The organism is Lactococcus sp. dk101 (assembly GCF_009601055.1).
GTDB lineage: Bacteria > Bacillota > Bacilli > Lactobacillales > Streptococcaceae > Lactococcus.
The window spans coordinates 307,351-332,728 of sequence record NZ_WITI01000002.1 but is presented as its reverse complement, the minus strand read 5'-3'; the positions used below and the strand labels follow the sequence as shown (position 1 = coordinate 332,728).

The window sequence follows — 25,378 nt, the reverse complement described above, 5'->3', positions numbered from 1 at the left end:
TATTTATTCCTTAATTAACTTATCCTCTTTTACCATTTCTACCAATTTGGCAATAAGCGGTGCATATTTTTCTTCGATATTGAATTTTTCTACACTCTGACCACAAAGATTAGATGATAATTTTACGAATTCATCGATATCTATTTCCTCTCTTGGATCTATAAATACAATATTATCCATATCAGATAGCCAATCGTTTACTGTCATTTTAATTTTGCTGTTGTAGTTATCAAAAACAATACAAGGGATTCCGCTCGTCTGAGCAAAAATCATTCCATGGAGTCTATCAGTTATGACTAGTTCACTTGATTTAATTTCATCCCATTTTATATTTAATTCTCGTAATCTATCCTCTGGTTTAACATCGTAACTATTATCATTTACGTGAGCAGTAACCTTAAATTTTTTGGCTAAAGCCTTTGTTAAATTCTCTTGTGTCTCTAAATCAAGGACTTTTTCTCCTTCATCACGCATTAACATTAGAATACCTTCGCCATGGACTTTTTCTTCATCACGATTATCTAAACTTAAAACAATATCTGGTGTAAAAATAATGTTGTTTTCTGGGAAAACTTCTTGAAAGCGAGCATAGCTTTTTGACTCACGAGCAGTAATCGTCAAATTTTTTCCAGAACGAGAAAAAACTGCTTTGATATGATTCATCAACTTTTCACTATCACCAGTCTCGTTAAAAGTATAAGACTGAGGGAAAAATAATTTCTGTAAATCTGGATGCGTGTCAATAATAGGAAGATAAATGTCATGTAGAAAACCATATTTTGTTCCTAAATTTCCTCCGCCAGTGAAAAGCAAAATGTCTTCATCACCAATTATTTCTTCAATAAATCGTATTGGTGTTCTAGATGGAACTTCAACAATTTGATATTCATCATCTGTACCCACAATTCTATCAAGAAAAAGGCGTTGCGCCTGTCCAATTGCATGATCACCTAAGTTCATATAATCCGCAACACCAATGATCATAATTTTTTTTACTTTTTTAAGAGATACGTCAAAATCTGAGTGCTGAAATAAAGTCAAAAAGTAACGTTTTTGTGAGCGAAGATCTGCCCATTTTTCAGGAGAGATTTTGGATTTTAGTAATGTTTTAATCATAAAATACTTTCTATTTTTATATTGCTGCCTAATTTTTTATTGATTCAATGATATTTGAATTCAATTATTTGTAGTTTGACTTTAAATTTCATACGTTCCGATAAAGGTCTTTTTTTCAAAGTTTTTTTTACAAGTTCTACCGCGGAAGAATAACAACCATCTTTCGGATTAAAGTTAACTTTATTTTTCACCAAAACTCTGGTCCAGTCCCTCATAAAAGCATAGATTGATTGTTCAATCAGTTCTAAAATTTCAAGGGAAGGATTTGTTTGATACCACGTAATAAATGAACGTATCACTTTTTGCTCTGATTCAGACATTCTCTGAGCATTGTTAGTTGTCAAAATTGATCCTGGACGAACACGGTAACAATAATTTGCTTCTTCTATTGTAGCTACTGTTGTAGCATTAATATATGTTCGTGTTGTGAAGTCACCATCTTCAAGTAAAATCCCTTCCATAAATTTAAGTTTATTCTCTTTTAAAAATGTTGTGCGATATAAACTTGACCATACGACAAAGGAAACATTCTTATCTAAAAAACTCTTCAATGCCTCAATTCCAGTAGAAGGCTCAATATTAAAATCTGAAACCCATCCCTCAGGAATTTTTCCTTCAAAATCTCTAAATGCTCCGCGTACCACATCAGCTTTCGTTTCAGTCGCTTTTTTATAAAGACTTTCTAAAAATTCTGGCTTCACTTTGTCATCAGAATCAATAAAACTTAAAAATTCTCCACTTGCCGCTCTTATCCCAGTGTTTCGAGCTGCGGATAAGCCTTGATTTTTTTGAGAAATAACTCTCAATCGTTTATCTTCTAACAAATCCTTTATTACTTCGATTGAATTGTCCGGTGAGCCATCGTCAACAATTATTACTTCAATATTTGTATAAGTTTGATTGATAATTGATTTTATACATTCCTCAATATATTTTTCTACTTTATAAACAGGTACTACAACACTTATAAGTGGTTTCAAATTCATTCTCACTTTCTTTGCTATCTTGAACTTTTATAATGCTAGCTTGTTCCTAGAAACATTTTAATTAATCGATCTCTTTCTTGCTAGACAAATGATTGGTTGGCGATTCAAACGCTATCCTGTTCATTGCAATAATAAGTACAGGCAGCAATAATACAAATCTAAAGAACGACGTCTCAGTAAAGGCTACGAGAAAATACACTGCAATAACAAGCATATCTACCCTAGTTTGATTTTTCCTACTTTTAAATAATATGATGTAAAAACTAATAGCTAAAAACAGCGTGAATAAAATTCCTTTTGCAATCATTGCTTGTAAATAGCCTGTATCTAACATGGTTGATTTAGAAGCACTATTTCCAAGAAGATGAATACCAAACTCATAATAAATCATTTGGTAGAGCGAAATTCTTCCTGAAAGCAATGAATCTAGCCTTTCATTTATTGGAAGTTTCAACATTGCGAATGAAATGGCTGATAAAACAATAGGAAGTAATAAAACCAATCGTTTCAAAGCCTTGCTTACTACAGACATATATTTTTTTCCAAAAATCAAACATATTCCAAGTAAAATAAATATAATATAGCCGGAGGTTCTTGACTGCGTTAATTTAAATACGATTAATGTTGCTATAATCATTAAAACAGTATTCTTTCGCTTCATATTGCTTAGATACAATAGTGCAAGTATGATTCCCAAAAAGGACATCATCGTCATATTCGGCTGAATGAATCCTAAGCTAAGACGAGGAACAAAACCTTCATTGCGCCACATTAACATATCTGATTTTTTATTAAATCCTATTAAATAATAAAGTATAACACTTATACTAAAGCAGATGCTGGCTGTTATTGCATAAGTTTTCAGTAGCACTCTACCATTTATTTCGCATTTTCTAAAAATAAAATACAAGATCCACATTAACCCTAAACTAAAATTACTGGGATCTCGGTTTAAAATTACAAATAAAAAAGAAATGAGCAATACAATAAGTTCAATTAGCGCAAACCCTCCTCTTCTTTTTGAAAAAACAAAATATGTCATGAGAATACTGACTGCCATGAGGGCAGAGTAAATCGAAGATGTTATAAGACCAGTATTACTTAAATAATCAAAGAACACAATAGCAATTACCAAATATTTCATGATTGCAGTTAATTCTATCTTTTCGTTCATGCTGACTTATTTCCTATTTTTTTTAATTTTTCATAGAAATCATCACCAATCAACCGTCTTAATTTTATTTTTAATCGAATTAGTCTATCTTTTTTTTCTTTCCAACTCATATCATAATGATGTATTGAGTATGTGTTTTCAGTTATTTTCAATTTATTTGTTTCAAAACTAAGGGGGCATAAAAAATCAGTTGGTAGAATCACTAAGCCGTTAATAATTTGAATTGTATTGCTCTTTTTTAGTCCTTGCTTAACTAATAAATTAGTTGTATATGTCACACATGTTGTCAAATTTTCAAAGCCTGAATGAGTGTAGCATTCCAAGTTAGCTTTTATTTGAGGATGATGCTTTTCTGCTCCAAATCCCAAACCTGTACTTACACGTCCGATTATTTCCGTTCCCATGTATGCTTCATAGGTAAGTAAATCATCTAGAGGCTTTATAATTTCAACATCAGTATCAAGATAAATACCACCTTCTGAATATACGATATCAAGTCTGGCTACATCTGTTACAAAGGCATATTTTTTTTGTTCATATGCTTCTTTAACATATTTAATTTTTGTCACATCGTAATTTTCTTCATTCCATTCTTTGATTTCATAATCAGGACAAAATTTCCTCCAACTCTCAATACACTTTTGGGCTGACTCTGGTAGCGGATTTCCACCGAACCAACAATAATGAATTACTTTTGGAATCATCTATTCTCCTTTTTTGATATCAAATTCTTTATTTCTACTTCAAATTGCTTCATAAAAGCAGCATTATGATTCCCCTTAACAGGCGACTCTTTCAATCGTTTTGATTTCTCAATATTGAAAAGCAAATTATTCATTTCCTCACACAAAAGGATTGGATAATTTTTTTCTAGCACTTGATTACTCACCCACAATTGATGATCGTTCACATGCTCATTATACTTTTCTTGGCGTGGCACGACCACGGGTATTTTACCAAGCTGCAAAACTTGCATGTATGTGGATGGACCGCCATGAGTTATGACAACGTCTGCTTCCCTCATGTATTTTTCCATGTCGTCATACCCAATTAATCTTGCCCACTTGCTATATTGTGGTTCATAAGTTGAGTAACCTATTTGCATGAATACTTCTTCTGTAATCTCCCCATCTCTGACTAATTCATCTACTTTTTGAATGAGGCGATTAAAGGCTTGTTCATGTGTTCCAACAGTTACAAAAATCATCAAAAAATCCCTCCCAAATTGATGGCTTTAGGGTAAACCTGTTTTAGTTCTTCCCACTGAACTATAAATTTATCGGTAACGGGATAAACCAATTTACCTGTTAATGTAGGTTTATCAATTCGATCAAAGATTTCGATATAAATGGTTTTTGCGCCAAACATCTTCCCTAACCAAAAAAATGGGACGGCTACTGCAGCACCGCTTGAAATTATTACATCTGGCTTTTCCTTGCGTAATATTTTAAATGCGAGGATTGTATTTTTAATTGTATTTTTTATATTTCTATTTGTTGGGTAATGACAGGGATAAAATTTTTCATTCTTCAGAATGGACTGAGCATCTGCTTTATCAAAAGTCACCCAAAATCTATCTTCGTCCTCCCAAAAATTTTTCAATAAATACAGATGAGTCAAATGCCCACCACTAGATCCTACAAGTGCAACTTTCAATTTAATACGCGTCCTTTCCGCTAAAACTTTGGAATATTGTCATAAATAATAATCGGATATCTGAGTTAAGGCCATGAATCTCTAAGTAATGAAGTTCAAGATCGGCACGTTCTGGAAAAACGACGGCGCTTCGGCCATGCGTGGTCCAGTATCCTGTGATACCTGGTTTACACATCAAAAGATAAGAGAGGCGTTCGCCATATTCTTTATCCTCAAACAGCAAGATTGGGCGTGGCCCGACCAGACTCATTTCTCCTTTTAAAACGTTCAAAAATTGCGGTAATTCGTCAATCGAATGTTGGCGAATGAACTTGCCAATTTTTGTCACCCGCGGATCATCTTCTAGCTTATTGCCATTATCATGATATGCTTGTTTGATTTCTGGATGTTCGTCCAAATAGGCTTCTGCATTCAAAATCATAGTACGGAATTTCCAGATATAGAAAATCTTGCCGTTTTTTCCGTAACGTTTTTGTTTGTACATCATTGGACCTTTATCTTTTTCATTGGCCATCAGATATGGGATTGCCAAACAGATAGCGGCAATCAAAAAAAGAAGCGTTCCAACGGTTCCACCAATGATGTCAATAAGCCGTTTTATTCCTAGTTCAAAAAGACTAAAAGGTTTATAGTTTACTATTGGTTGACTTACTAGAGCTACTTCTTGTTCTTCCGAGACACGCTGCATAATACTCTTCCTCCCTTAAAATTCTTCAAAAAAGACCTAAAAACTTTTTGTTCTTTATTCTTGACGGACTATTTGGATAGATACTTTCATTCAATAGAACGGAATGAGCATTAATATCAAATCGTTTTGAAACTTCTTCACCAAACTCATTTGTAATGAGTTCAAAGGCTTCTTTCATCTTAAATGTCCGACTTGTGATATTGTGGGCATCTGATGCTACGAAATGTGTTAATTTATGTTCAATTATCTGGAAAGTAAGTTTTTGAATTTTCTTTCCAAAGTGTCCTGTCACACTTGATGCAGTGATTTGGCTAAGCACCCCCTGCTCAACAAAATCATATAATAAATTGGGATTTTCAATAATCCCGGTATTTCTTTCTGGATGAACCAGAATCGGCTGTAAGCCTTGTAATTTCATGTTGTAAAAAAGCTTACTTGCATATCTGGGTACATGATTGGATGGAAATTCAATCAACATGTAATTTGTTGTGCCAGCAGAAGTCAACAATTTCCCTGCTTCATAATCTTCTAGAAGTTCTCCATAGATTCTCACTTCTTGACCTGGCAGGACCTGGATAGGGAGCTGATGCTTTTGAATGATGGCATCTACTTCTTTGACTTTTTTCAAAATCCCTTCTGATTCATTATGATATTCTGGATTATGATGCGGACTTGCCGTTATTACTTTGATTCCCTCTGCCACAGCTGTCTGTAGCATCTTCAACGTATCTTCGTCTGTTTTTGCTCCATCATCGATTGCTGGTAAAATATGGCAGTGAAGATCAATCATATTGACATTCCCCCTTTATTCTGCGCCGTAGTAGTAATAATAGGCACTTTCTTTGGTATCTAATCCGTGTAGAATAACACCAATCAGATTTGCATCAATCTTTTCAAATGATTTTTTACTTTTTATTAAATCTTCTTTTTTTGTTTGTCCTGAAAATGCAACGATAATCGTTCCGTCAGTCATGCGACTTAGGATGTGAGCATCTGTAACCGCGTTTACCGGTGGTGTGTCAATCAAAATAATGTCAAACTGTTCTTCAACTGCTTCCAAAAGTTTTTTCATGGAAGTAGAGCCAAGCAATTCTGATGGATTTGGTGGCACGGGACCAGAACTAATCAGTTTCAAAGTTTCGCTGATTTCAGTTGTTTGAAGGACTTCATCCAACGGAAGGCTTTGAGCTAACAAGTTTGTTAAGCCTTTATGGTCAGGTAATATAAAGCTCTTGTGAACTGTTGGTTTACGTAGGTCAGCATCAATCAACAAGACTTTTTTACCTTGTTGGGCAAAGCTTACCGCAAGATTAGCTGAAGTCGTGGATTTCCCAGCGCCAGCTTCTGGAGAAGTAATGATGAATGTTTTTAAACCTTGATCAGACATTTTAAATTCAATACTCGTACGAATTGTTCGGTATTGCTCTGAAATATATGATTTGGGATTAAGATTGGTAATCAACTTTCTATCACTATCAATTTCTTTTTTCTTTTTAAATAGACTCATTTGATTTATCCTTTCTTTCCAGCTTTTCCATTTTCATCAGTATTAAAATCGCTTATTTTTGCATAAGAGGTTGAACCAAGCATTGGCAAACCAATGTGTTCAATATCTTCTTCTCGAACGACTTTATTATTTAACGCTTCAAGGAGAAGGGCAAGGCCAATACCGACAATTAAACCTGCAAGTATAGAAATGGCAATATAAAGCTTTGGTTTAGGACTTACTGCTTTAGTGTTTGCTTTTGCTTCTGCCAAAACACTTACATTCGTTACATTCAAAAGCTTATCTGCATTTTGACTGAAAACTTTTGCTGTTTCATTGGCAATTTTTTGAGCCGTATATGGATTTGTATAAGTTACAGTGATTGTAATGACCTGCGAATTTGTTGTATTTGTTGCAGTGACACCTGATTGAAAATTATCATTTGATAATCCCAAGTTACTTTGGACTTGATCCAAAATAATTGGACTGACGATGACTTGGTTCATGGTGTTAGCCATTTGAATATTACCGGTGACTTGTCCTGCATAAGTATTCGAATCACTTGATTCTGAAAGCTTTGCGACAAGTTGAGTTGAAGCCGTATAAGTTGGTGTAGCGATGAAAAATGTATAAATCGATCCAAAAATCGTTATCATAAGTGTACTAATAACTATGATGTTTAATTTTTTATACAGAATGTTGAAAATACTTCTGATATCGATTGTTGCCTCTTTTGAATCTTGCATCTGTAAAAATCTCTCCCTTTCAGCCCCCATGATATATACTTCAGGATTTCTTAATGCTCTTACGCTGAATCACAAAATAAAAAACGTATATTTCATTAAACTGCGTAAAATATATTTCTATTTAAATTCACATATTTTATTTATTGATAGTTTTCTATATATAATAATTTATATAATTTAATATACATTATTTTATTAATTTTGTAAAATAAAAGTGAACGAAAAACACGAATATTCTGCTTTTTAATTGAATTGTCACACAATTCTAATTTACGATACATTTTAATATTTATAACATTTTTATACAAAGTAAAAAAGATGACGCGACTGCATCATCTTTTTTTTATAGAACTTATTCTTTACGCTTGCGCTTAAGGATGAAGGCTCCAAGAGCAATCAATCCTGCACCAAGGATCCCCAAAGGAATAAAGCTTGCCGCATCTCCTGTCCGTGGAAGGAGTGGATTTTTCTTCGTTGTTCCATCTGACTTGTTATTTTGGATCACATCTTTGATGGTCGTTGTCTTATTCTTACGCCATTGTGCATATAAGGTCACTTGTCCTTTATCTTCTTTCAGTAGATTGAGGACTTGTGCTTTATTTGCATATTTTTCACCTGTTCCATCTGCTTTAGTGTTCCAGCCTGTAAATTTGTAGTTATCTCGTTTGAATTCATTCTGTCTCAAGGCCTTCATTTCATCATATGTAAAGGTTTGGTTCTTCATCTTACCAGATCCTTCGTTAGCATCGAATTTAACTTGGTAAGAATTGGCTTCCCATTGTGCAAACAATGTAATTGCATCGGCATATGTTGGCACCAGATTTTCAACATTTTCCTTATCCGTGTAGGCTTTACCTGTTCTATCTGCTTCAGTATTCCACTCAACGAAGTGGTATCCTTCGCGCCAGAAAGTATTAGCACTTAAGTCTTGCTTCACATCAAAGACAAACTCTTGATCTGCCATCGTTCCTTCACCTTTATTGGCATCGTAGCTGACTTGATAGGCACTCGTTTTCCATACTGCATAAAGATCAACTTTGGTACGAGCAAGTGTAAATTCGTCTTCTGGTTGATACGTTGCTTCAGTCGCATTCGGATCTGTTGACCAACCAAGGAAATCGAATTTTTCACGCTCAGCAAATCCTGCTGTACGAAGATCTGGCAATTTATGTGTTTCGCCATAATAGGCTCCACCATTGACTTCATCCGCTACTACCTTATGACCGTGAAGGACATTGATATCATCAACTGTTGCTTTAGCATCTACGGCACCTTTGACCACGTAAGTATCTGTCAAATCATTATGATTTTGATGATAAGTTACCGTTGAAGGTGTGGCAATGTAGTTTCCATCTTTTGCCCAAACCGCATACAAGACTGTATTTTGGCTAAATTTTTGAGAAACGCCGTCCGGATACATGATACCTTGAGCTGTTGGTGTTGTTGACCAACCACTAAAGATATATCCCGTTTTCTTCATTCCAAGTTTATTTACATCTTCACTTGATGGCAATTGAACCGTATCATTTGGTAAACCAACGTACGCTTCTGGTACTTCACCATTGGTCTTGCCATTCCCATCATAAACGATATACATTTTATTGGCTTCTACTGGCTTCCATTGTGCATGGAGGATTAAACTTGTACTTGATGGTGTAACAGATTCTCCTGGGTTATATTGCTTCCCTGTACCATCTGCTTTTGTGTTCCATCCTGTAAACATATAGCCTGTATTTGTAAAGGCACCACGATCTTGAATACTAAACGGTGTCGTTTTTTCGTCTGTATATCTAAGGTAAGTAGAACTTGTATCACTATTAGCTAAATAAATCACACGTGTTAAACCATTCGATGGTTTGAGAGGGATCCATTTTGCATATAATTCTGTATCAGTCTTAAGGGAAAGTTTACCGCCTGGATAATAATCTGTCCCCTTACCATCGGCCTTGGTATTCCAACCGCCAAAGATATAATGTAATTCTTCTCCGGTGTCTTCATCAATCGTCGTTTTCACCATTGACATCCCCTGTTTATTTGGGTCAATCACGGCTGTTTCGTAACGTGGCAAGGTCGTACTATCTGGAAGATCTCCTCCCGTGTAGCCATTGCCATCATAAGTGAGTAATACATTTCGTTTTTCTTTATCCCAAATGGCATAATAAACGGTATCCTTGCTTGCCTTAACTACTGTATCTGGTGCTACGATTGACGCATCTCCAGCTTTGGCGTTCTTATCTGTGCTCCAACCTAAAAATAGATATGGATCTGCAATGACATTTTTATCATTGTCTAGGTAATACTCATATTTGGCCAATTTACCAACTTTTGGCATTGTGAAATTAACGCCGTCTTTACGATAAATTTGGTCTGGTACGAGTCCTGATGTATGTCCATTCCCGTTAAACATAATCGTAAATGAGTCTGCAGGAACTTCTACTTCAGTCTTCCATTTGGCATAGAAAATCATGTCTTGATGGGCGATAAAGGATGTCCCTGGTGAATAGGCTACTTCATTTCCTTTTGCATCGATAACATACCAGTAATCAAAGACTTTCCCAGGAAGAGAGAAGTTTGCGAGGGGTTCTGCTACTGTATAGCGTTCCGTGAAATCTCCACGAACTGATGCTGAAGCAGGTGTTTCACCAATCACTCCACTCTCAAGTGCCACATAAACCATATTAACCATATTGGTTTGGCCTGTTCCACTTCCGTTGCTATCACTAATCGTTTTCCAAGCAGGTGTCAGGACTGTATCCTCAGTTGGTTTCATGCTTTGGCCAGGGGTATAAATTTGGCTTCCGTCAGTCCAACCAACGAAGAGTGCTTTTTCTTTGGCAAGACTTCCTGGATTTCCTAAAACGGTGTGTGAATCTTTAAAGTCTAGTTCAATGGTACTATTCGGAGGAACCGTTCCAGATGTTGCATCACCCATGTCATATTTGACTTCATATTTAATTCGTTCCCATTGGGCAGTTAATTTAACTGGGTTTTTCGTCTCTGAAATATCTTTCAGTGTGAGTGTCTCTCCTGGTTGATAAATCTTTTCTTCTTCACCTTCTTGTGTGAATTTCCATCCTGTGAAACGATAGCCTTCATATTTGAGGCCATCATCAGTAGGAATTGTGATTGATTTCGTCTCCGTTGCCGTACCAAGTTTATAGACATTGTTTTTTTCAAAGCCGCTAGGTAAGCCTTCTGCCCCATTAGCATCAATCTTCAAATGCGTCCAATAACGATCAGAAGTTGGTGCCCAGACTCCATAAAGTGTTTTCGTTCCTGTAGAAATTGTGTAACTATTTCCAGCATAGTATTCTGGATAAGCCGCTGCTTTATCCGTTGACCAACCCCAGAATTTATAATTATCTTCAGTTGGAACGTTATCTGGCATGACGTCTGGCAAGGTAATTTTTGTTCCGTTCGTATCTACAATCGCAGCTGGATTACTTCCCGCCTTGGCATTTGATTCAAATTTCAAGGCTCCCTCAGAACTCGTTGCTCTCCATTTGGCTTTTAAGACCATATTTTTCTGAGGCGTAATAACATCACCTTCTAGGTAAACAATTTTAGTGTCAGCATCAACTTCATATTCCCAACCAATGAACTCATGCCCTGATTTTGTTAATTTTCCAGGGCCTGGAATCGTTAGTTCTTCTCCTTTTACAACAGATGAATAGGGTTCTTCTGGACTTCCGCCAGTATTCCCATTTCCGTTATATCCAATTGAATACGAATCTAGATTAAAGTCATACCATACTGCTTCAAAATCCCACGATGCTGCCACTCGAGGTGTCGTAACCTTACTTCCTGGATAATAGGTGGTACCATTTAATTTCCAGCCAACGAAAATGTATTGTTTTCCATTTTCGTTTGGACGTGAAGGGATATTATCTGGTAATTGGTAGACTTGTCCTGTCGCATCAATCGTTGCTGAATCCGGCATATTGTTTGCTGCAGTCGTTGTGTCATACCCTTTTGAGAAATCAATAAGCACCAGAGGTGACCATTGAGCAACGGCTTCTGTACTGTAGAAAATCTGTACTTTCTCACCAGCCTTGTAGATTTTACCGTTAATTAACCAGCCTGTAAATTTATATGAGACTTTCTCAGGTGTAGCATCTGGTAACGTGATGTAATATACATCATCTACACTTCCTTTAATCCCTGATGTCAACTCAGAGTTTGTAGTATGTCCGCCATTAGAATTAAAGGTAAGTAATGGTTCATGCTCCGTTGACTTCGCTTTAATCTTAAGATAGAGAGTCGTGTCTGTCTTTTCAAGGGCATAACTTGATCCTGGTGCATAATCTGTTCCTGTACCGTCAGCTCTGGTATTCCAAACGCCAACGATCTCTGTTGTTGAATCTTTCGGTGTCAGATCTGACGGAATGTCAGGTACGACGATATTGCTACCAATCGTCCCTGTCTTTTGTGCAGGTGCTGTATTTCCTGTCGCACCATTCAAATTAAAGGACAGGTTTGAGGTGTCAGACCATTGCGCATACAAAATTGTATCGGAACTATAATTCCAGTTAGCTACGGTTTGACCCTCATTATAAGTCGTACCAGTACCATCAGGTCTTGTGTTCCAGCTTACGAAAATTTGTTTCGCATTTGGTGCAACGAAATTAAGCTGCCCTGATGAAGTGCCAAGGCTTCTGACTTGATATTCCCCACCTGTAGATATTTCGTCATTAAATAAATCGCCGGCGTTACGTCCACCGTTCGCATTATAACTAATTTTTGTTTTTTCGACTGTTTGAGTCTGACTCGTATTCGAGGTATCTGTTAAGCTATCTGCCAAAATAAGGCTGGGGGACAATGTTGCATTTACAGCCAAGACCGCAACTGCTAAACCAGCTGTAACTTTTGAATGTTTCATTACATCCTCCTTGTGAATGTTTTACATTTATTTTTTGATACCTTATTAACATCGAAATTCATTTAATTGTATCAATGATTATATTATAACATTATTGTTACATGAATTACAATTGTTTTTCTGAAAAATATTTTTTATTTAATAAATATTACTTATATAGTTTTATATTTTCGTTTAAGCTAATTTATGCCAATATAATTACATTTGTTTAAAACTGATAATAACAAGGCTTAACATCTTTTAATCTAACCCTTTGTCCAAAAAATAAAAAAGTGTAAACAAAAAATGCTCAAAATTAAATTGAACATTTTTTTGATTTATTCTAAAATAAGAGAGAAAATATTACCAACGGGGTCAATAATCCGTACTTGATTTGCGTTTTCGTCATAAATTGCTTGTAAGTTTCGTGCATTTTCTTTTACTTGTTCAAAATAAGCAGCATCATCGACATAAATGGCAAATTCTCGCAACCCCGGGGCTTTTGGATCATTATTTTCAAGCTCAGAACCGCGCCAATCGTTAAAGGCAAGATGATGATGATAATTGCCTGATGAAATCCAAGTCGCTGATGGGACTGCGAATTTTTCTGTGATGCCTAAAACATCCAAGTAAAATTTAGTATCTTTCATTACACGTGCAACCGTCAAATGCACATGGCCCATTCGAGTTCCTTCAGGCATGACAAAGGCTTCATGTGGTTTTGTCAGTGCTGACAAGACCGCTTCAAAGTCCATTTGCTCAGTCACTCCGATGATTTTATCCCCTTGAATGTCCCATTCTTCAACCGCTTTGTCTCGATAGATTTCGATGCCATTTCCTTCGACATCTTCCAAATAAATGGACTCACTATAGCCGTGATCTGCCGCTCCAACCACTGGAATTTGGTCATGAATAAGATGGTGTAAAAAGTTACCTAACTCTGCTCTTGAAGGCAACAAAATGGCGAGATGATAAAGGCCATAAGTGTTATTTTCCTTGAATGGCACCTTGTCAAGATGAACAAGGACTTCTTTGCTGTCACTCAGTCCCAAATCTGCTGAGTTCTCATCCTGCTTAATGATTTGAAGGCCCAGAATTTTTTGGTAATACTCAATTTCGAGTTCCAAGTTGACCACGTTTAAACTAACGTGTCCCATTCGTATGTTTGACTGATATTGATACATTTACATTTCCTATCTTTATTTTTTGTATTTTTTATTGTTTTAATAATTACCCTACTTAAAGGATAACCTGTCTTGTCAGTAATGACAAGGATTTTGTTTTGAAAATTCTCCAATAAATCAAAAAAAGCAGTCCTTTTTCGACCGCTTTTTGAATGCAAAAATCTTTTCTTATTTCTTCTTTCCTTTTTTCATTTTCTTTTGGGCACGTTTCATGGCTTGTTTCATGGCAAATTCAGTTGCCTTACCTTTGATGCCGCCACCGAACATGGCACTCATATCCGGCTGACCATTGCCCATCATACCTGACATATCGCCAAATTGAGACATATCTGGCATACCATTCATGCCACCCATTCCTTTTGGCATATTGGGCATGCCTTGGCCACCCATCATTTTTTGCATCATGGCATTCATATCGCCATTCATGATCCCTTGCATCATTTCTTTTGACTGATTAAATTGCTTAATGAATTTATTGACTTCAATGAAGCTATTACCAGATCCACTGGCAATTCGACGACGGCGCGCAGGTGACAATTCGGCTTCCAAATGACGCTCTGCTGCTGTCATTGATAATACAATCGCTCGTTTACGTGCGATGTCTTTTGGATCAACTTTCACCTTATCAAGACCTGGCATTTGAGACATGCCTGGAATCATTTTCATGATGTCTTCCATTGGGCCCATGCTGGTCACTTGGTCGAGTTGTTCAACAAAATCCTCAAAATCGAAACGATTTTCAGCCATTTTTTCAGCCAATTTAGCCGATTGTTCCTCGTCAAATTGAGCTTGTGCCTTCTCAATCAAGGTCAACATATCGCCCATGCCGAGAATACGGCTGGACATGCGGTCTGGATAAAAGACTTCAAGGTCGGTCAGTTTTTCACCCGTCCCTGTAAATTTAATTGGTTTCCCTGTTATTTCACGGATTGAGAGGGCCGCACCACCACGCGTATCACCATCCAATTTGGTAATGATAACACCGGTAATATCCAATTTTTCATCAAATGTTTTGGCAACTTGCGCCGCAACTTGACCAGTCATCGCGTCAACAACCAGTAAAATTTCTGTTGGCTCTGCCAAGGCTTTGATTTCTTGAAGCTCATTCATCAGCTTGTCGTCGATTTCAAGACGCCCCGCCGTATCAATCAGAACATAGTCTTTGCGTTCTTCAGCAGCTTTCTCAAGCCCACGTTTCACGATGTTGACAGGACTTTCTGTCGTTCCTTCATCGTAAACTGGAATATCAAGTTGAGCTCCCAAAGTTTTTAATTGTTCAACGGCAGCTGGACGATAAACGTCAGCCGCAATCATCAATGGGCGCGCATTTTGTTCTTCTTTAAGTTTTTTAGCGAGTTTTCCAGCGAAGGTCGTTTTACCAGCACCTTGCAGCCCAACCATCATGATAATGGTTGGAATTTTTGGAGACTTCATGAGTTCAGCTTCGCCACCACCAAGAATTTTTGTCAATTCTTCATTGACAATCGAAATGACCTGTTGGGCAGGGTTCAAAGCCTCAGAAACCTCTGTTCCAATGGCGCGTTCGCGAATATTTCTAATGAATTTCTTAACAACGGGTAGCGCAACGTCGGCTTCCAGTAAAGCAATTCGGATTTCTTTTGTAATTTCTAAAACATCGTTTTCAGAAACTTTCTTTTTTCCACGGAGATTTTTGAAAACGCCTTGTAAGCGTTCAGTTAAATTTTCGAATGCCATCTTTATTTCCAATCCTATTTTCATTCGGCGAGACACCGTTTTTTAGCTCCTTTTATTTTATCATTTTTCTGTCAAAAAAGCTTTCACAATTTTTATCTCTGTAATGAATTGGAAGTCATGATCCTTATTTTTCCACTTTCTACTTGTCTCGTTTGAAAAATAAACCAACCATTAAACCGATACTCCCGCCAATTAACAACTCTAAAAATGCAAAATGAGAAGTCTGATTGCTTTTTCTGCTATTGATTTTAGGGGCTTCATAGCTTGTGCTCAGAGGGTCTTGTGCAGCAATTGCTTTTGGAATACTTTCATTTTTCATCTTTTGCAAATGCGCAACATCTTTTATTTTTTCTAGCGAAAGACTCTTGTTATTTAAGGAGGTACGATAGACCAACTTTGGTAAATGAACCTGCCGAATGTCAGGAGTTTGAGGCTCTATTGCTGTGTGGCTTGCTGAGTTGTCACTTTTTTCAACTGTTTCATCATTCAAGTCGTCCCTAATAATTTCAGCAAAGACTGGAACTTCTAGACTGATTGGTTTCTCTGCTTCCTCAATCTGAATGGTGTCATCTTTTTGATTTTCGGTCAGCATCCCTTTCATATCAAATGCTGGAATGACTTGATAACCCTTAATTTCATCTGTCGTCGGATTAACTGTCTCGTTTGCGAGTGCATGCGTGGCTGTTTCTTCAAGTAAGACGGGTGGCTTTTGATTATTTATTTCCAAATCGTCTAAATTTTCGGCTGCTTCTTCATTTATTTTTATGTTTTCCTCATTTTGTAAGAGTTCAGACGGGTTGACTTCATCTTTTTCTAACCATTTTTTTATAATGCTTCCGTCAGCGCTGACAGAAACTTGCCGAACCCCTGTCAGTGGCATATCTGCTAACTGGTCAAAGAAAGGGCTGACTTTATTAAGGGCATCATCTGCCCAAACGACGCCATTTCCCAACTGCATTGATTTTACTGGACTTCCTGAAAAAGCCATTGAACCAATCACAGCGTTGGATTGTGCATCAAAAACGAGGTCGGTTATTGTATTAGATTGGAAGGCTTTCGACATGATTTCTTGTACATTTGGCCCGAAATGGATACTGGTAAAATAATTATTGGCGAATGCACGCGTCCCGATTTTTGTCAGCGCTGACGGAAAGCTGATTCCTGAGAGTGCATTACCTGCAAAGGCATCTGTTTTAATGTTTTGCACATGATTTCCTAAGATTACGGAGGTCAATGCCTTTTTATAATAGTCTGTTGCACTGCTAGTTGTTTGGAAGGCACTGGTGTTAATATCTGTAACATTATTGCCAATCAGGACTGATGAAATTCCTGAATTCAGGAAAGCTGAAGCACCCACTGAAGTGACAGGATAGGTTTGATTGGCCTCTACAATTTGGTCTGGAATGACAACGGCACTGCCTGCTACTCCCACAAAAGCGGTCACACTTGCTGTATTTTGGCTGTGGTCAATCGTATAAACAAGTCCCGCTTCATCTGTCAGGCTGCTGTAAATGGTTGCCGCACGCGCTGTTGGAGTTGTCAGCACTGACAGAACGTAGGGACAAGATAAGTTGCAAAATTGAAGGCTCAACAAGGACAAACTGACACCGATTTTGATTCGTCTTTTCATGATTGCTCTATTTTTCATCAAAAAAATCCTCCTGACTTTCTATACGAAAATCAAAAGGATTTGTCACTGCTTATGCTTTATTTTTATGGTATTTAGTTAAGTCTTGAGGATTACGAGCTTCCATCACAACTGGCAAAATCACTGGTTTACGGTGGGTTTGTTCATACAAGAATTTACCTAAGGCATCACGAATGCTGCCTTTCAATTCGGCCCACTCGAAGTCTTTTCCTGCCAGATATTTTTCGACCGTTTCATTGACCAATTCGCCTGCTTCTCGCATCAAATCACGAGATGTTTTAACATAAACGAAGCCACGAGTATGCACACGACTTTTCGATACAATCTTCTTGTCGTGTTTTGAAATTGTGATAACAGCAATGAAAATTCCGTCTTCAGAAAGAACTTTACGGTCACGCAAGACAACCGAGCCAATGTCACCCACACCTGCGCCATCAATCATGACGTTTTCAGCTTGAACAACACCTGCAGGTTGCATTTCGTCGCCTTCAAATTCAACGGATTCACCGCGTTTAGCAATGAAGATATGTTCTGGCAAAATGCCCATATCCATTGCCAATTCGGCATGACCACGAAGTTCGCGGTATTCCCCTTGAACAGGAATTAAGTTCTTAGGACGCAAAATATCAATCATGAATTGCAAATCACGCGCATTGGCATGGCCAGAGATTTTCAAGTCAGAAGACAACATCTTCATGACACCACCCGCCTTGTAAACGTCATTTTCAATTCTGGCAATCATTGTTTCATAAGAGACAGATGGACTTGTGACTGAAAGCACCAAATCTCCGTCCTTAATTTGAATGAGTGGATGACGGTGAAGTGACATGTCTCCAAGCACTTTCAAAGGTTCGCCCATTCGGCCAGTTTCCAAAATAACCAATTCATTGTCTGCATATTTTTTAATTTCCGCAGGTTTGATGATGGCTTTCTTATCAATGACACTCAATTTTTTCAAGCGACGCGCAGTTTCAATGATTTGGTCCATGTCTTCGCCAGTAAAGGCAACACGGCGTCCAAGTTTGATTGCTGCATCGAGCACTTGTTGAATGCGGCCCAAATTTCCTGCGTTACATGCCACAATAACACGCCCTGGAGCATCATCAATATAATCATAAATTTTTTCATAAATTTGATGTTCGCTGGCGGATTGAACGGTTGACAAAGCATTTGGTGATGAAGACAAGAGTGCCAAGACACCGTTATTTCCAATCTCTGCCAATCGTCTCATGTTTGTCCGATAACCTGGCGCAACGGCTGGGTCAAATCGGAAATCACCTGTATAAACGACATTACCAGATTTTGTCGAAATCACAATCCCTAAACTATCTGGAATGGTATGCGTCGTCGTAAAGAAGGAAACAATGGCGTTACCAAAGTCAATTTCTGTATTTTCATCAACAATATGGAAATCATTAAATTTACGAGAACCTTCATATTTTTTAACGTGAATTTTAGCCAATTCAATGGTCAATTCACTTGCAAAAACAGGGATTTGCAATTCTGAAACGATATAAGGCAAGGCCCCAATCGAATCCGCATGTCCATGTGTCAAGAAAATCCCTGCGACACGGTCAGCATTTTCCATAATATAAGTAAAGTCAGGAATAACAAAATCCACACCGAGCATTTCCATCTCAGCGTATTTAAGTCCTGCATCAAGAATAAAAATTTGGTCATTTACATCAACAAGATACATGTTTTTCCCAAATTCACGCACACCACCAAGCGGTGTAATTTTAATATCAGCCATAAAAAGCCTTTCTTTTTTTCAATTTTTTTCAATCATAAAACTCAGCAAATGAAAGTTCATTTCCTTATCATGTTTTACTATTCCATTTTTGATCCGTCTCCTCCACTTTCGAGCGCGTTCAAGTGGTTCGTATGCAAAAATTTTACAAAATAAAAGGACTGATATTCCAGTCCTACCGAGAATACACTATACTAAGTGTACCATTATTTTTCAACAATTTCAATCACTGCTTTCGCTTCTTCACTCGTTGCAGCAACCAAGGGTAAACGCAGTCCGCCAACTTGATAACCACGATGGTTCAAGACCGCTTTAACAGGCGCTGGACTTGGCAATGAAAAGAGTGCGTTAATTTTAGGCAAGAGCAGACGTTGAAGGGCTGCCGCTCTTTGCAAACTTCCATTTTCCAACTCGTCAAACATTTCGTATATTTGTGGGCCTAAAAGATGACTGGCAACCGAAATAACCCCATTGGCTCCCAAAGCTTTGGCGTGGAAAGCAAGCCCATCCTCGCCTGTATAAATCAAGAAATCTCTCGGTGCTTGGTCAATCAGAAAAGTCAGTTGTTCCACATTTGTACAATCCTTAATGCCAATCACATTTTTAAGTTGAGCCAAGCGTAAAATCGTTGGCAATTCAATTTCCTTGATGACCCGTCCTGGAATATTATAGAGAATAATGGGCAAGTCTGAACCCTCTGCAATCGCCTTGAAATGCTGATAAATTCCCTCTTGAGAAGGTTTATTGTAATAAGGCGTCACAGCAAGACCAGCATCAATATAACCCAATTTGGCAACTTCTTGAGCAAATTGAACCGAGTCTCTGGTGTCGTTGGTTCCAATACCTGCAATCAATGGCACGCGTCCTTCCACAATCTTATGAACCGCTTCAAAAATTTGTAGTTCTTCATCATGAGTCAATGTTGGACTTTCAGCTGTTGTTCCGGCCAAAATGAAGGCATCGGTATGCTTTTTCAACAAATCTTCTATCAATTTTGGATAGGCGGTAAAGTTAATCGAACCATCTTCATTAAATGGTGTCACAAGGGCGGTAATAATTTGTGCTTTTCTTAATTGCTCTAAACTCATAAATTCTCCTATTTCATGGTTTGGGATTGGATAAAATCATCAATGACGCGTTGGTTGGTTTCAAAGATGTTTTCTGGTAAATGTTCAAGCTCAAACCAAGCAAGTTGGCTGACTTCTTCTTTTTGGGCTTTAAGCGTTCCCGTAAAATCACGACAAAGATAAAAAGCATTGGGCATATAAATTTGATCGCCGTTGGGATAAGTCAAAAAGCGATCTTTTCCCGAATAAAGTCCGAATAAATCGAGTTTGCCTGCGGTTAAACCTGTTTCTTCCAGTAATTCACGACGGGCCGTTTCTTCGAGACTTTCACCGATTTCAATGCCACCTGCGTGCAAGGCCCAACTGCCATTATCTTGTCTTTTTTGAAGTAATATTTTTCCTTCTCTATAAACAATAACACCTGCACCCAAATAAATCAACATGTCGTGTCCGATTTTTTTTCGAATTTCTTTAATATAAGTCATTATTTTAGCTCAAATTTCATTTGATCAACGGGGTGGATTAAATCACGTTCATGCAATGTTTCTGCGATTTGCACGGAATTCCAAGCAGCACCTTTCAACAGATTGTCAGAAACGCACCAGAGATGAATGCCATTTTCAACATCCAAATCTTTACGAATACGACCAACAAAAGTTTCGCGTTTGCCAACAGCATTGATGGCTTGCGGATAGATTTGATGTGCCACGTCATCTTCCAAAACGGCACCTGGAAATTCTGAAATCAAGCGTTTGACCTCTGCGATGTCAGCGATTTTTTCAGTTTCCAAATAAACACTTTCAGAGTGGCCAATCAAAACAGGCACACGAACACAAGTGGCTGAAACCGCAATATCATCATCTTCCATGATTTTTTTGGTTTCATGGGTCATTTTCATTTCTTCATAGGTATAGTCATTATCTGTGAAAACATCGATTTGTGGCAGGGCATTAAAGGCGATTGGATAATGCTTTTTGTCACCTGCTGATGGCAAAATTTCGGCTGTCAGTGCTGTTGGATCAAGATTGTCATCAATGACAGCTTTTAACTGCTGACGTGCTTCATCCATGGCACGATTTCCTGCACCGCCGATGGCTTGATAAGTACTGACAATCACACGTTTAAGTCCGTAAACGCGACGGATCGGTTCAAGCGCAATCATCATTTGAATGGTTGAGCAATTTGGGCAAGCAATAATTCCATTATGCTGATCCATGGCATGTGCATTGACTTCAGGTACAACTAAAGGAACATCTGGGTTTTGGCGGAAAAAGCTTGTATTGTCCACAACGACCGCACCTGCTTTAACCGCATATGGTGCGAATTTGGCTGAAACAGAGCCACCTGCTGAAAACAAGGCTAAATCAATGCCTTCAAAAGAAGTTTCAGTCAGTTCTTCGATGACCAAACTTTGATCTCCAAAAGCGACTGTTTTTCCTGCTGAGCGTTTACTTGCCAAGGCTCGAACAGAAGCAATCGGTAAAGTCGTGTGCGTCAACTGCTCCAGCATTCGCGTTCCAACGGCACCAGTGGCACCAACAACAGCAACATGATAAGATTTCATAAACATTCCTTTCAATTTTGCACGTCTTTCCAAAGAAAACGAAAAGGCGCCCAAAAATAGAGGACGCCGCATAAGCTTAGTTATACATTAGCGCAACTTCTGTCAGCTCTGACAAAAGACAGTCCGCAGGATTTAACCTAACGTCCCAAGCCAAATTTGTGAAATTTTGACTTTCGGCAAAAAATTCCGCCCTCAAGTTTCAACGTGTTCACCACTTCGCTTGACTTTTTAATTTTTGCAACCTCTAATTAAATTTTAAATTTTCTTTATTATACTTCTTTTATATATAGAATTCAAATATATAACCATCTAAAAATGAGATAATTTTGTTTTGTCAGAACTGACAGTTTTGATATCAGGAGAGACGATTTTTAAAATCCTCATAAGAAAAGGATTTAATCACATCAAGTTGGCCATTTTCTCGATTGATGACAAGACTTGGAAGTTGAATGCCATTGAAGGTATTGGTCTTAACCATGCTGTACAAGGCCATGTCCGTAAATGTAACCTTATCGCCAATCTCAAGTGGTTCATCAAACGAATAATCGCCAATGACATCGCCTGCCAAGCACGAAGGACCGCCGAACCGATAGGTAAATGATTTCTCGCCCGCAAGTCCACTGCCAACCACAAAAGGCCGATATGGCATTTCCAGAACATCTGGCATGTGGGTTGCTGCCGACGTATCTAAAATGGCATTGACAATGCCGCCATTTTCAACAAAATCGACCACTCCTGCAACTAAAAATCCAGTATTTAAAACAACAGCCTCACCCGGTTCAAGATACACTTGCAGGTCATATTTTTTCTTGATGCGATTGATTTCACTGACCAAAAGGTCAAGATCATAGTCCTCTCGCGTGATATGATGACCGCCACCAAAATTCAACCATTTCATCTTATAAAGATAGGCCCCAAATTTTTCTTCTACTACCTGCAAAGTTTTCGCCAAGTCGTCTGAATTTTGCTCACACAAGGTATGAAAATGCAGACCTGAAATTCCTGTCAATGCTGATGGATTTTCTTGGAGCAGCTCCGTCAGCGCTGACAAGGTCGTCCCTAACCTTGAGCCACTAGCTGCGGGGTCATAAATGGCATGGTCAACTGCTTGCGTTGAAAACTCAGGGTTAATGCGCAGGCCACAGTCTTTATTAGCTTGAAGCGCTCGCGCTTTAAATCGCAACCATTGCGTTGGCGAATTGAAAACCAAATGCTGACTATATATCAAGACTTCATCAAATTCGCGTTCAATAAAAGCAGGCGAAAAAAGATGCGTTTCGCCCCCGAATTCGTCATGGCCTAGCATAGCTTCATGGAGACTTGAAGCGGTCGTTCCGTCCAGATACTTAGCAATCATGGGATACATACTAAACATGGAAAAAGCTTTTTGTGCCAGCAGTATTTTGCAAGCTGTCCGCTCTTTCACTCTTTTCAAGATTTCGAGGTTTTTCAACAGTAGATTTTCATCGACGACAAAATATGGGGTCTTTAACATCCATTTTTCCTCTAAAAGCACTTCTTTAGCTTGATACTTTCTTTTCAAAGCATTATTTAATCCACCAAAGTTGGTTCGAAATCTTCAACCCAAGGTAAGCCCCATTTGTTCAGCATGTCCATATAAGGATCTGGATCAAATTCTTCGACATTATAGACGCCTGGTTTTTTCCATTGTCCCGTCAACACTAAAGCAGCTCCAATCATAGCTGGCACCCCTGTCGTATAAGAAATGGCTTGTGAGCCAACTTCTGCGTATGCTTTTTCATGGTCACAAATGTTGTACAGACGATAGGTCTTTTCAATTCCATTCTTTTTTCCAACAAATATACAACCAATATTGGTTTTACCTTTGGTTCTTGGCCCGAGGCTTGCAGGATCAGGCAGGAGTTCCTTCAAAAATTGAATGGGAATAATTTCACGTCCCTCAAACATGATTGGCTCAATCGACGTCATGCCAACATTTTCAAGCACTTTCAAGTGGGTCAAGTAAGATTGGCCAAAAGTCATAAAGAAGCGAATACGTTTGATGCCAGGCATATTAAGCCCTAAACTTTCAAGCTCTTCATGGTGCAAGAGATACATGTCTTTCTGACCGACACCTTCAAAACTGTATTCTCGTTTGATTTCCATAGGTTCAGTCTCAATCCAAGCGCCATTTTCCCAATAAGACCCCTTAGCAGAAACCTCACGAATATTGATTTCAGGGTTAAAATTGGTCGCAAACGGATAACCGTGATCCCCACCATTGCAGTCAAGAATGTCAATGAAGTTAATCTCATCGAACTGATGTTTCAGTGCATAAGCCGAAAAAACGCCTGTCACACCCGGATCAAATCCTGTCCCTAAAAGAGCAGTCAATCCTGCTTCTTTGAACTTTTCACGGTAAGCCCATTGCCAAGAATACTCAAATTTTGCCACATCTTTTGGTTCATAATTTGCTGTATCGACATAGTGAGTCTTGGTTGCAAGGCAGGCGTCCATGATGGTCAAATCCTGGTAAGGCAAAGCCAAATTAAGACACAGATCTGGTTGAAACTCATTCATCAAAGCAATGAGTGCTTCCGTATCGTCCGCATCAACCTGTGCTGTGTGAATGATTGTGCCCTGTCCGTCCAATTTTTCCTTCAAAGCATCTGCTTTGGATTTAGTTCAGGTCGCAATCATGATTTCAGCAAAGACCTCATGATTTTGCACCATTTTATGAATAGCAACGCTGGCAACACCGCCAGCTCCGATAACTAATGTTTTAGACATTTTGTATTCTCTTTTCTATTTCAAATTTTCTTTGAAAAATTCTTCTAACTTATCAAATGGAATTTTATCTGTATCATCGTACAAATCGATATGATTACAATTTGGTATCAATAAAAGTTCCTGTTTTTCTCCTGAATTAGTATTTGCCATTTCGCTAAAAAAGCGAGAAAAGGCATTTTCCCCTGCAATAAATAGAGCAGGTATCGTTAATAACCTTGTCAGATCTGACAAGGGATAAAAATTCATAAACTTGCTAGCACTTGATTGCAACGGGTGTGTCGTTGACAATTTGCTTACGCCTTTGGGTGTAAATTCCCCGCGCGGTGTCCGATAAAAACTATAAAACTCTTTCGCCATATCATCTAAATCATCAGACCAAAAATCAGCGGTGCCACTGGTATAGGCAAAAGCAGCCCCAAATAGTTCAGCAATCCGCTGTGTGCTTGTCGCTTCAGCTTCAGCTTTTCCACCTTGACGAGCGGCTGTCCCCAAGTCCACCAGACTGGCAGTTGCAATTGCTTTAATACGGCTATCTATTTTTGCTGCAGCTAGACTAAAGCCACCTCCTGCACAAATCCCCATTAGACCAATATTGTCAGCCCTGACACCCTTCTGTTGACTCAAAAAATCAATGGCAGCACTGATGGACTCAACATAAGTATCTGGTGATACGGCATTTCGAGGAAGCCCTTCTGATTCACCCCAAAACGGCAGGTCAAAGGATAAAGTAACAAAACCTTTTTCAGCTAATTTTTGTGCATAAAGATTAGATGCTTGTTCTTTGACAGCACCATAAGGATGAGCAATGACTAGCGCGGGAGCTTTTTCGGTTTGCTTTTCAGGAAGATAAAGATTTCCAGCAAGCATCAAGCCGAAATAGTCTTTAAAGCTGACCGCTTGCCCTGAAATAATTTGTGAATGATAAAAATTATCTTGTGACATGATGTTCTCTTTTCTTAAAATTTTTCTTCTTACTTTTTACAGCCTC

At 38.2% G+C, this 25,378-nt stretch carries 20 protein-coding genes and 1 pseudogene; all 21 read right to left on the bottom strand.

What is annotated here, in order from left to right; genetic code table 11:
* Positions 1-3: 3 nt before the first annotated feature.
* Positions 4-1,116, bottom strand: a complete 1,113-nt coding sequence (locus GHI45_RS03455) for a polysaccharide pyruvyl transferase family protein (protein ID WP_147779097.1) — start codon at positions 1,114-1,116, stop codon at positions 4-6.
* A 44-nt stretch (positions 1,117-1,160) separates the two neighbouring features.
* Complete coding sequence (locus tag GHI45_RS03450; RefSeq protein WP_228386000.1) at positions 1,161-2,102, bottom strand: glycosyltransferase; 942 nt, start codon at positions 2,100-2,102, stop codon at positions 1,161-1,163.
* 61 nt (positions 2,103-2,163) lie between these two features.
* Positions 2,164-3,276, bottom strand: coding sequence for a hypothetical protein (locus GHI45_RS03445; protein ID WP_147779096.1), 1,113 nt, complete (start codon positions 3,274-3,276; stop codon positions 2,164-2,166).
* Positions 3,273-3,980: a glycosyltransferase family 32 protein gene (locus GHI45_RS03440; protein WP_147779095.1), complete on the bottom strand. Its 708-nt coding sequence runs from the start codon at positions 3,978-3,980 to the stop codon at positions 3,273-3,275. Before GHI45_RS03440 ends, GHI45_RS03445 begins: the two co-directional genes overlap by 4 nt.
* Positions 3,977-4,483 carry a glycosyltransferase gene (locus GHI45_RS03435; RefSeq protein ID WP_147779137.1) on the bottom strand — a complete coding sequence of 169 codons (507 nt, stop codon included), beginning with the start codon at positions 4,481-4,483 and terminating at the stop codon, positions 3,977-3,979. Before GHI45_RS03435 ends, GHI45_RS03440 begins: the two co-directional genes overlap by 4 nt.
* Positions 4,483-4,932 (bottom strand): PssD/Cps14F family polysaccharide biosynthesis glycosyltransferase, encoded by a 450-nt coding sequence (gene pssD / locus GHI45_RS03430; protein ID WP_147779094.1) that lies wholly within the window; start codon positions 4,930-4,932, stop codon positions 4,483-4,485. The genes GHI45_RS03435 and pssD overlap by 1 nt, the downstream gene beginning before the upstream one ends.
* A gap of 1 nt (position 4,933) precedes the next feature.
* A complete protein-coding gene (locus GHI45_RS03425) occupies positions 4,934-5,620 on the bottom strand; it encodes a sugar transferase (protein WP_147779093.1) in 687 nt (228 codons plus the stop codon).
* A 25-nt stretch (positions 5,621-5,645) separates the two neighbouring features.
* Positions 5,646-6,410 (bottom strand): tyrosine-protein phosphatase, encoded by a 765-nt coding sequence (locus GHI45_RS03420; protein ID WP_147779092.1) that lies wholly within the window; start codon positions 6,408-6,410, stop codon positions 5,646-5,648.
* A gap of 15 nt (positions 6,411-6,425) precedes the next feature.
* Complete coding sequence (locus GHI45_RS03415; protein WP_147779091.1) at positions 6,426-7,127, bottom strand: CpsD/CapB family tyrosine-protein kinase; 702 nt, start codon at positions 7,125-7,127, stop codon at positions 6,426-6,428.
* A gap of 5 nt (positions 7,128-7,132) precedes the next feature.
* A complete protein-coding gene (locus GHI45_RS03410; protein ID WP_147779090.1) occupies positions 7,133-7,852 on the bottom strand; it encodes a Wzz/FepE/Etk N-terminal domain-containing protein in 720 nt (239 codons plus the stop codon).
* A gap of 352 nt (positions 7,853-8,204) precedes the next feature.
* The gene (locus GHI45_RS03405; protein ID WP_147779089.1) at positions 8,205-12,731 is read right to left on the bottom strand and encodes an InlB B-repeat-containing protein; all 4,527 of its coding nucleotides are present in this window, start codon (positions 12,729-12,731) and stop codon (positions 8,205-8,207) included.
* A 317-nt stretch (positions 12,732-13,048) separates the two neighbouring features.
* The gene (locus GHI45_RS03400) at positions 13,049-13,894 is read right to left on the bottom strand and encodes a VOC family protein (protein WP_147779088.1); all 846 of its coding nucleotides are present in this window, start codon (positions 13,892-13,894) and stop codon (positions 13,049-13,051) included.
* Positions 13,895-14,062: 168 nt separating this feature from the next.
* Positions 14,063-15,610 (bottom strand): signal recognition particle protein, encoded by a 1,548-nt coding sequence (gene ffh / locus GHI45_RS03395; RefSeq protein WP_147779087.1) that lies wholly within the window; start codon positions 15,608-15,610, stop codon positions 14,063-14,065.
* Positions 15,611-15,749: 139 nt separating this feature from the next.
* Positions 15,750-17,258: a leucine-rich repeat domain-containing protein gene (locus GHI45_RS03390; protein WP_147779086.1), complete on the bottom strand. Its 1,509-nt coding sequence runs from the start codon at positions 17,256-17,258 to the stop codon at positions 15,750-15,752.
* 52 nt (positions 17,259-17,310) lie between these two features.
* On the bottom strand, positions 17,311-19,011 hold the full coding sequence (locus GHI45_RS03385; RefSeq protein ID WP_147779085.1) for a ribonuclease J: 1,701 nt from the start codon (positions 19,009-19,011) through the stop codon (positions 17,311-17,313).
* Positions 19,012-19,214: 203 nt separating this feature from the next.
* Positions 19,215-20,096 (bottom strand): 4-hydroxy-tetrahydrodipicolinate synthase, encoded by an 882-nt coding sequence (gene dapA, locus GHI45_RS03380; RefSeq protein WP_147779084.1) that lies wholly within the window; start codon positions 20,094-20,096, stop codon positions 19,215-19,217.
* A gap of 8 nt (positions 20,097-20,104) precedes the next feature.
* On the bottom strand, positions 20,105-20,560 hold the full coding sequence (locus GHI45_RS03375) for an NUDIX hydrolase (protein ID WP_147779083.1): 456 nt from the start codon (positions 20,558-20,560) through the stop codon (positions 20,105-20,107).
* Entirely contained in the window at positions 20,560-21,639 is a 1,080-nt protein-coding gene (locus GHI45_RS03370) for an aspartate-semialdehyde dehydrogenase (RefSeq protein WP_147779082.1), read from the bottom strand. The genes GHI45_RS03375 and GHI45_RS03370 overlap by 1 nt, the downstream gene beginning before the upstream one ends.
* 355 nt (positions 21,640-21,994) lie before the next feature.
* Positions 21,995-23,134: a carboxynorspermidine decarboxylase gene (gene nspC, locus GHI45_RS03365; protein ID WP_147779081.1), complete on the bottom strand. Its 1,140-nt coding sequence runs from the start codon at positions 23,132-23,134 to the stop codon at positions 21,995-21,997.
* A gap of 56 nt (positions 23,135-23,190) precedes the next feature.
* Positions 23,191-24,390 (bottom strand): annotated as a pseudogene (locus GHI45_RS03360) (saccharopine dehydrogenase C-terminal domain-containing protein).
* A gap of 15 nt (positions 24,391-24,405) precedes the next feature.
* Positions 24,406-25,332, bottom strand: coding sequence for an alpha/beta hydrolase (locus GHI45_RS03355; protein ID WP_147779080.1), 927 nt, complete (start codon positions 25,330-25,332; stop codon positions 24,406-24,408).
* Between the last annotated feature and the right edge of the window lie 46 nt (positions 25,333-25,378).

Bases quoted from the DNA above. Each gene is read 5' to 3' on its own strand.
- GHI45_RS03455 (WP_147779097.1), bottom strand. From the start codon at position 1,116: ATGATTAAAACATTACTAAAATCCAAAATCTCTCCTGAAAAATGGGCA.
- GHI45_RS03450 (WP_228386000.1), bottom strand. From the start codon at position 2,102: ATGAATTTGAAACCACTTATAAGTGTTGTAGTACCTGTTTATAAAGTA.
- GHI45_RS03445 (WP_147779096.1), bottom strand. From the start codon at position 3,276: ATGAACGAAAAGATAGAATTAACTGCAATCATGAAATATTTGGTAATT.
- GHI45_RS03440 (WP_147779095.1), bottom strand. From the start codon at position 3,980: ATGATTCCAAAAGTAATTCATTATTGTTGGTTCGGTGGAAATCCGCTA.
- GHI45_RS03435 (WP_147779137.1), bottom strand. From the start codon at position 4,483: ATGATTTTTGTAACTGTTGGAACACATGAACAAGCCTTTAATCGCCTC.
- GHI45_RS03425 (WP_147779093.1), bottom strand. From the start codon at position 5,620: ATGCAGCGTGTCTCGGAAGAACAAGAAGTAGCTCTAGTAAGTCAACCA.
- GHI45_RS03420 (WP_147779092.1), bottom strand. From the start codon at position 6,410: ATGATTGATCTTCACTGCCATATTTTACCAGCAATCGATGATGGAGCA.
- GHI45_RS03415 (WP_147779091.1), bottom strand. From the start codon at position 7,127: ATGAGTCTATTTAAAAAGAAAAAAGAAATTGATAGTGATAGAAAGTTG.
- GHI45_RS03410 (WP_147779090.1), bottom strand. From the start codon at position 7,852: ATGCAAGATTCAAAAGAGGCAACAATCGATATCAGAAGTATTTTCAAC.
- GHI45_RS03405 (WP_147779089.1), bottom strand. From the start codon at position 12,731: ATGAAACATTCAAAAGTTACAGCTGGTTTAGCAGTTGCGGTCTTGGCT.
- GHI45_RS03400 (WP_147779088.1), bottom strand. From the start codon at position 13,894: ATGTATCAATATCAGTCAAACATACGAATGGGACACGTTAGTTTAAAC.
- ffh (WP_147779087.1), bottom strand. From the start codon at position 15,610: ATGGCATTCGAAAATTTAACTGAACGCTTACAAGGCGTTTTCAAAAAT.
- GHI45_RS03390 (WP_147779086.1), bottom strand. From the start codon at position 17,258: ATGAAAAATAGAGCAATCATGAAAAGACGAATCAAAATCGGTGTCAGT.
- GHI45_RS03385 (WP_147779085.1), bottom strand. From the start codon at position 19,011: ATGGCTGATATTAAAATTACACCGCTTGGTGGTGTGCGTGAATTTGGG.
- dapA (WP_147779084.1), bottom strand. From the start codon at position 20,096: ATGAGTTTAGAGCAATTAAGAAAAGCACAAATTATTACCGCCCTTGTG.
- GHI45_RS03375 (WP_147779083.1), bottom strand. From the start codon at position 20,560: ATGACTTATATTAAAGAAATTCGAAAAAAAATCGGACACGACATGTTG.
- GHI45_RS03370 (WP_147779082.1), bottom strand. From the start codon at position 21,639: ATGAAATCTTATCATGTTGCTGTTGTTGGTGCCACTGGTGCCGTTGGA.
- nspC (WP_147779081.1), bottom strand. From the start codon at position 23,134: ATGTTAAAGACCCCATATTTTGTCGTCGATGAAAATCTACTGTTGAAA.
- GHI45_RS03355 (WP_147779080.1), bottom strand. From the start codon at position 25,332: ATGTCACAAGATAATTTTTATCATTCACAAATTATTTCAGGGCAAGCG.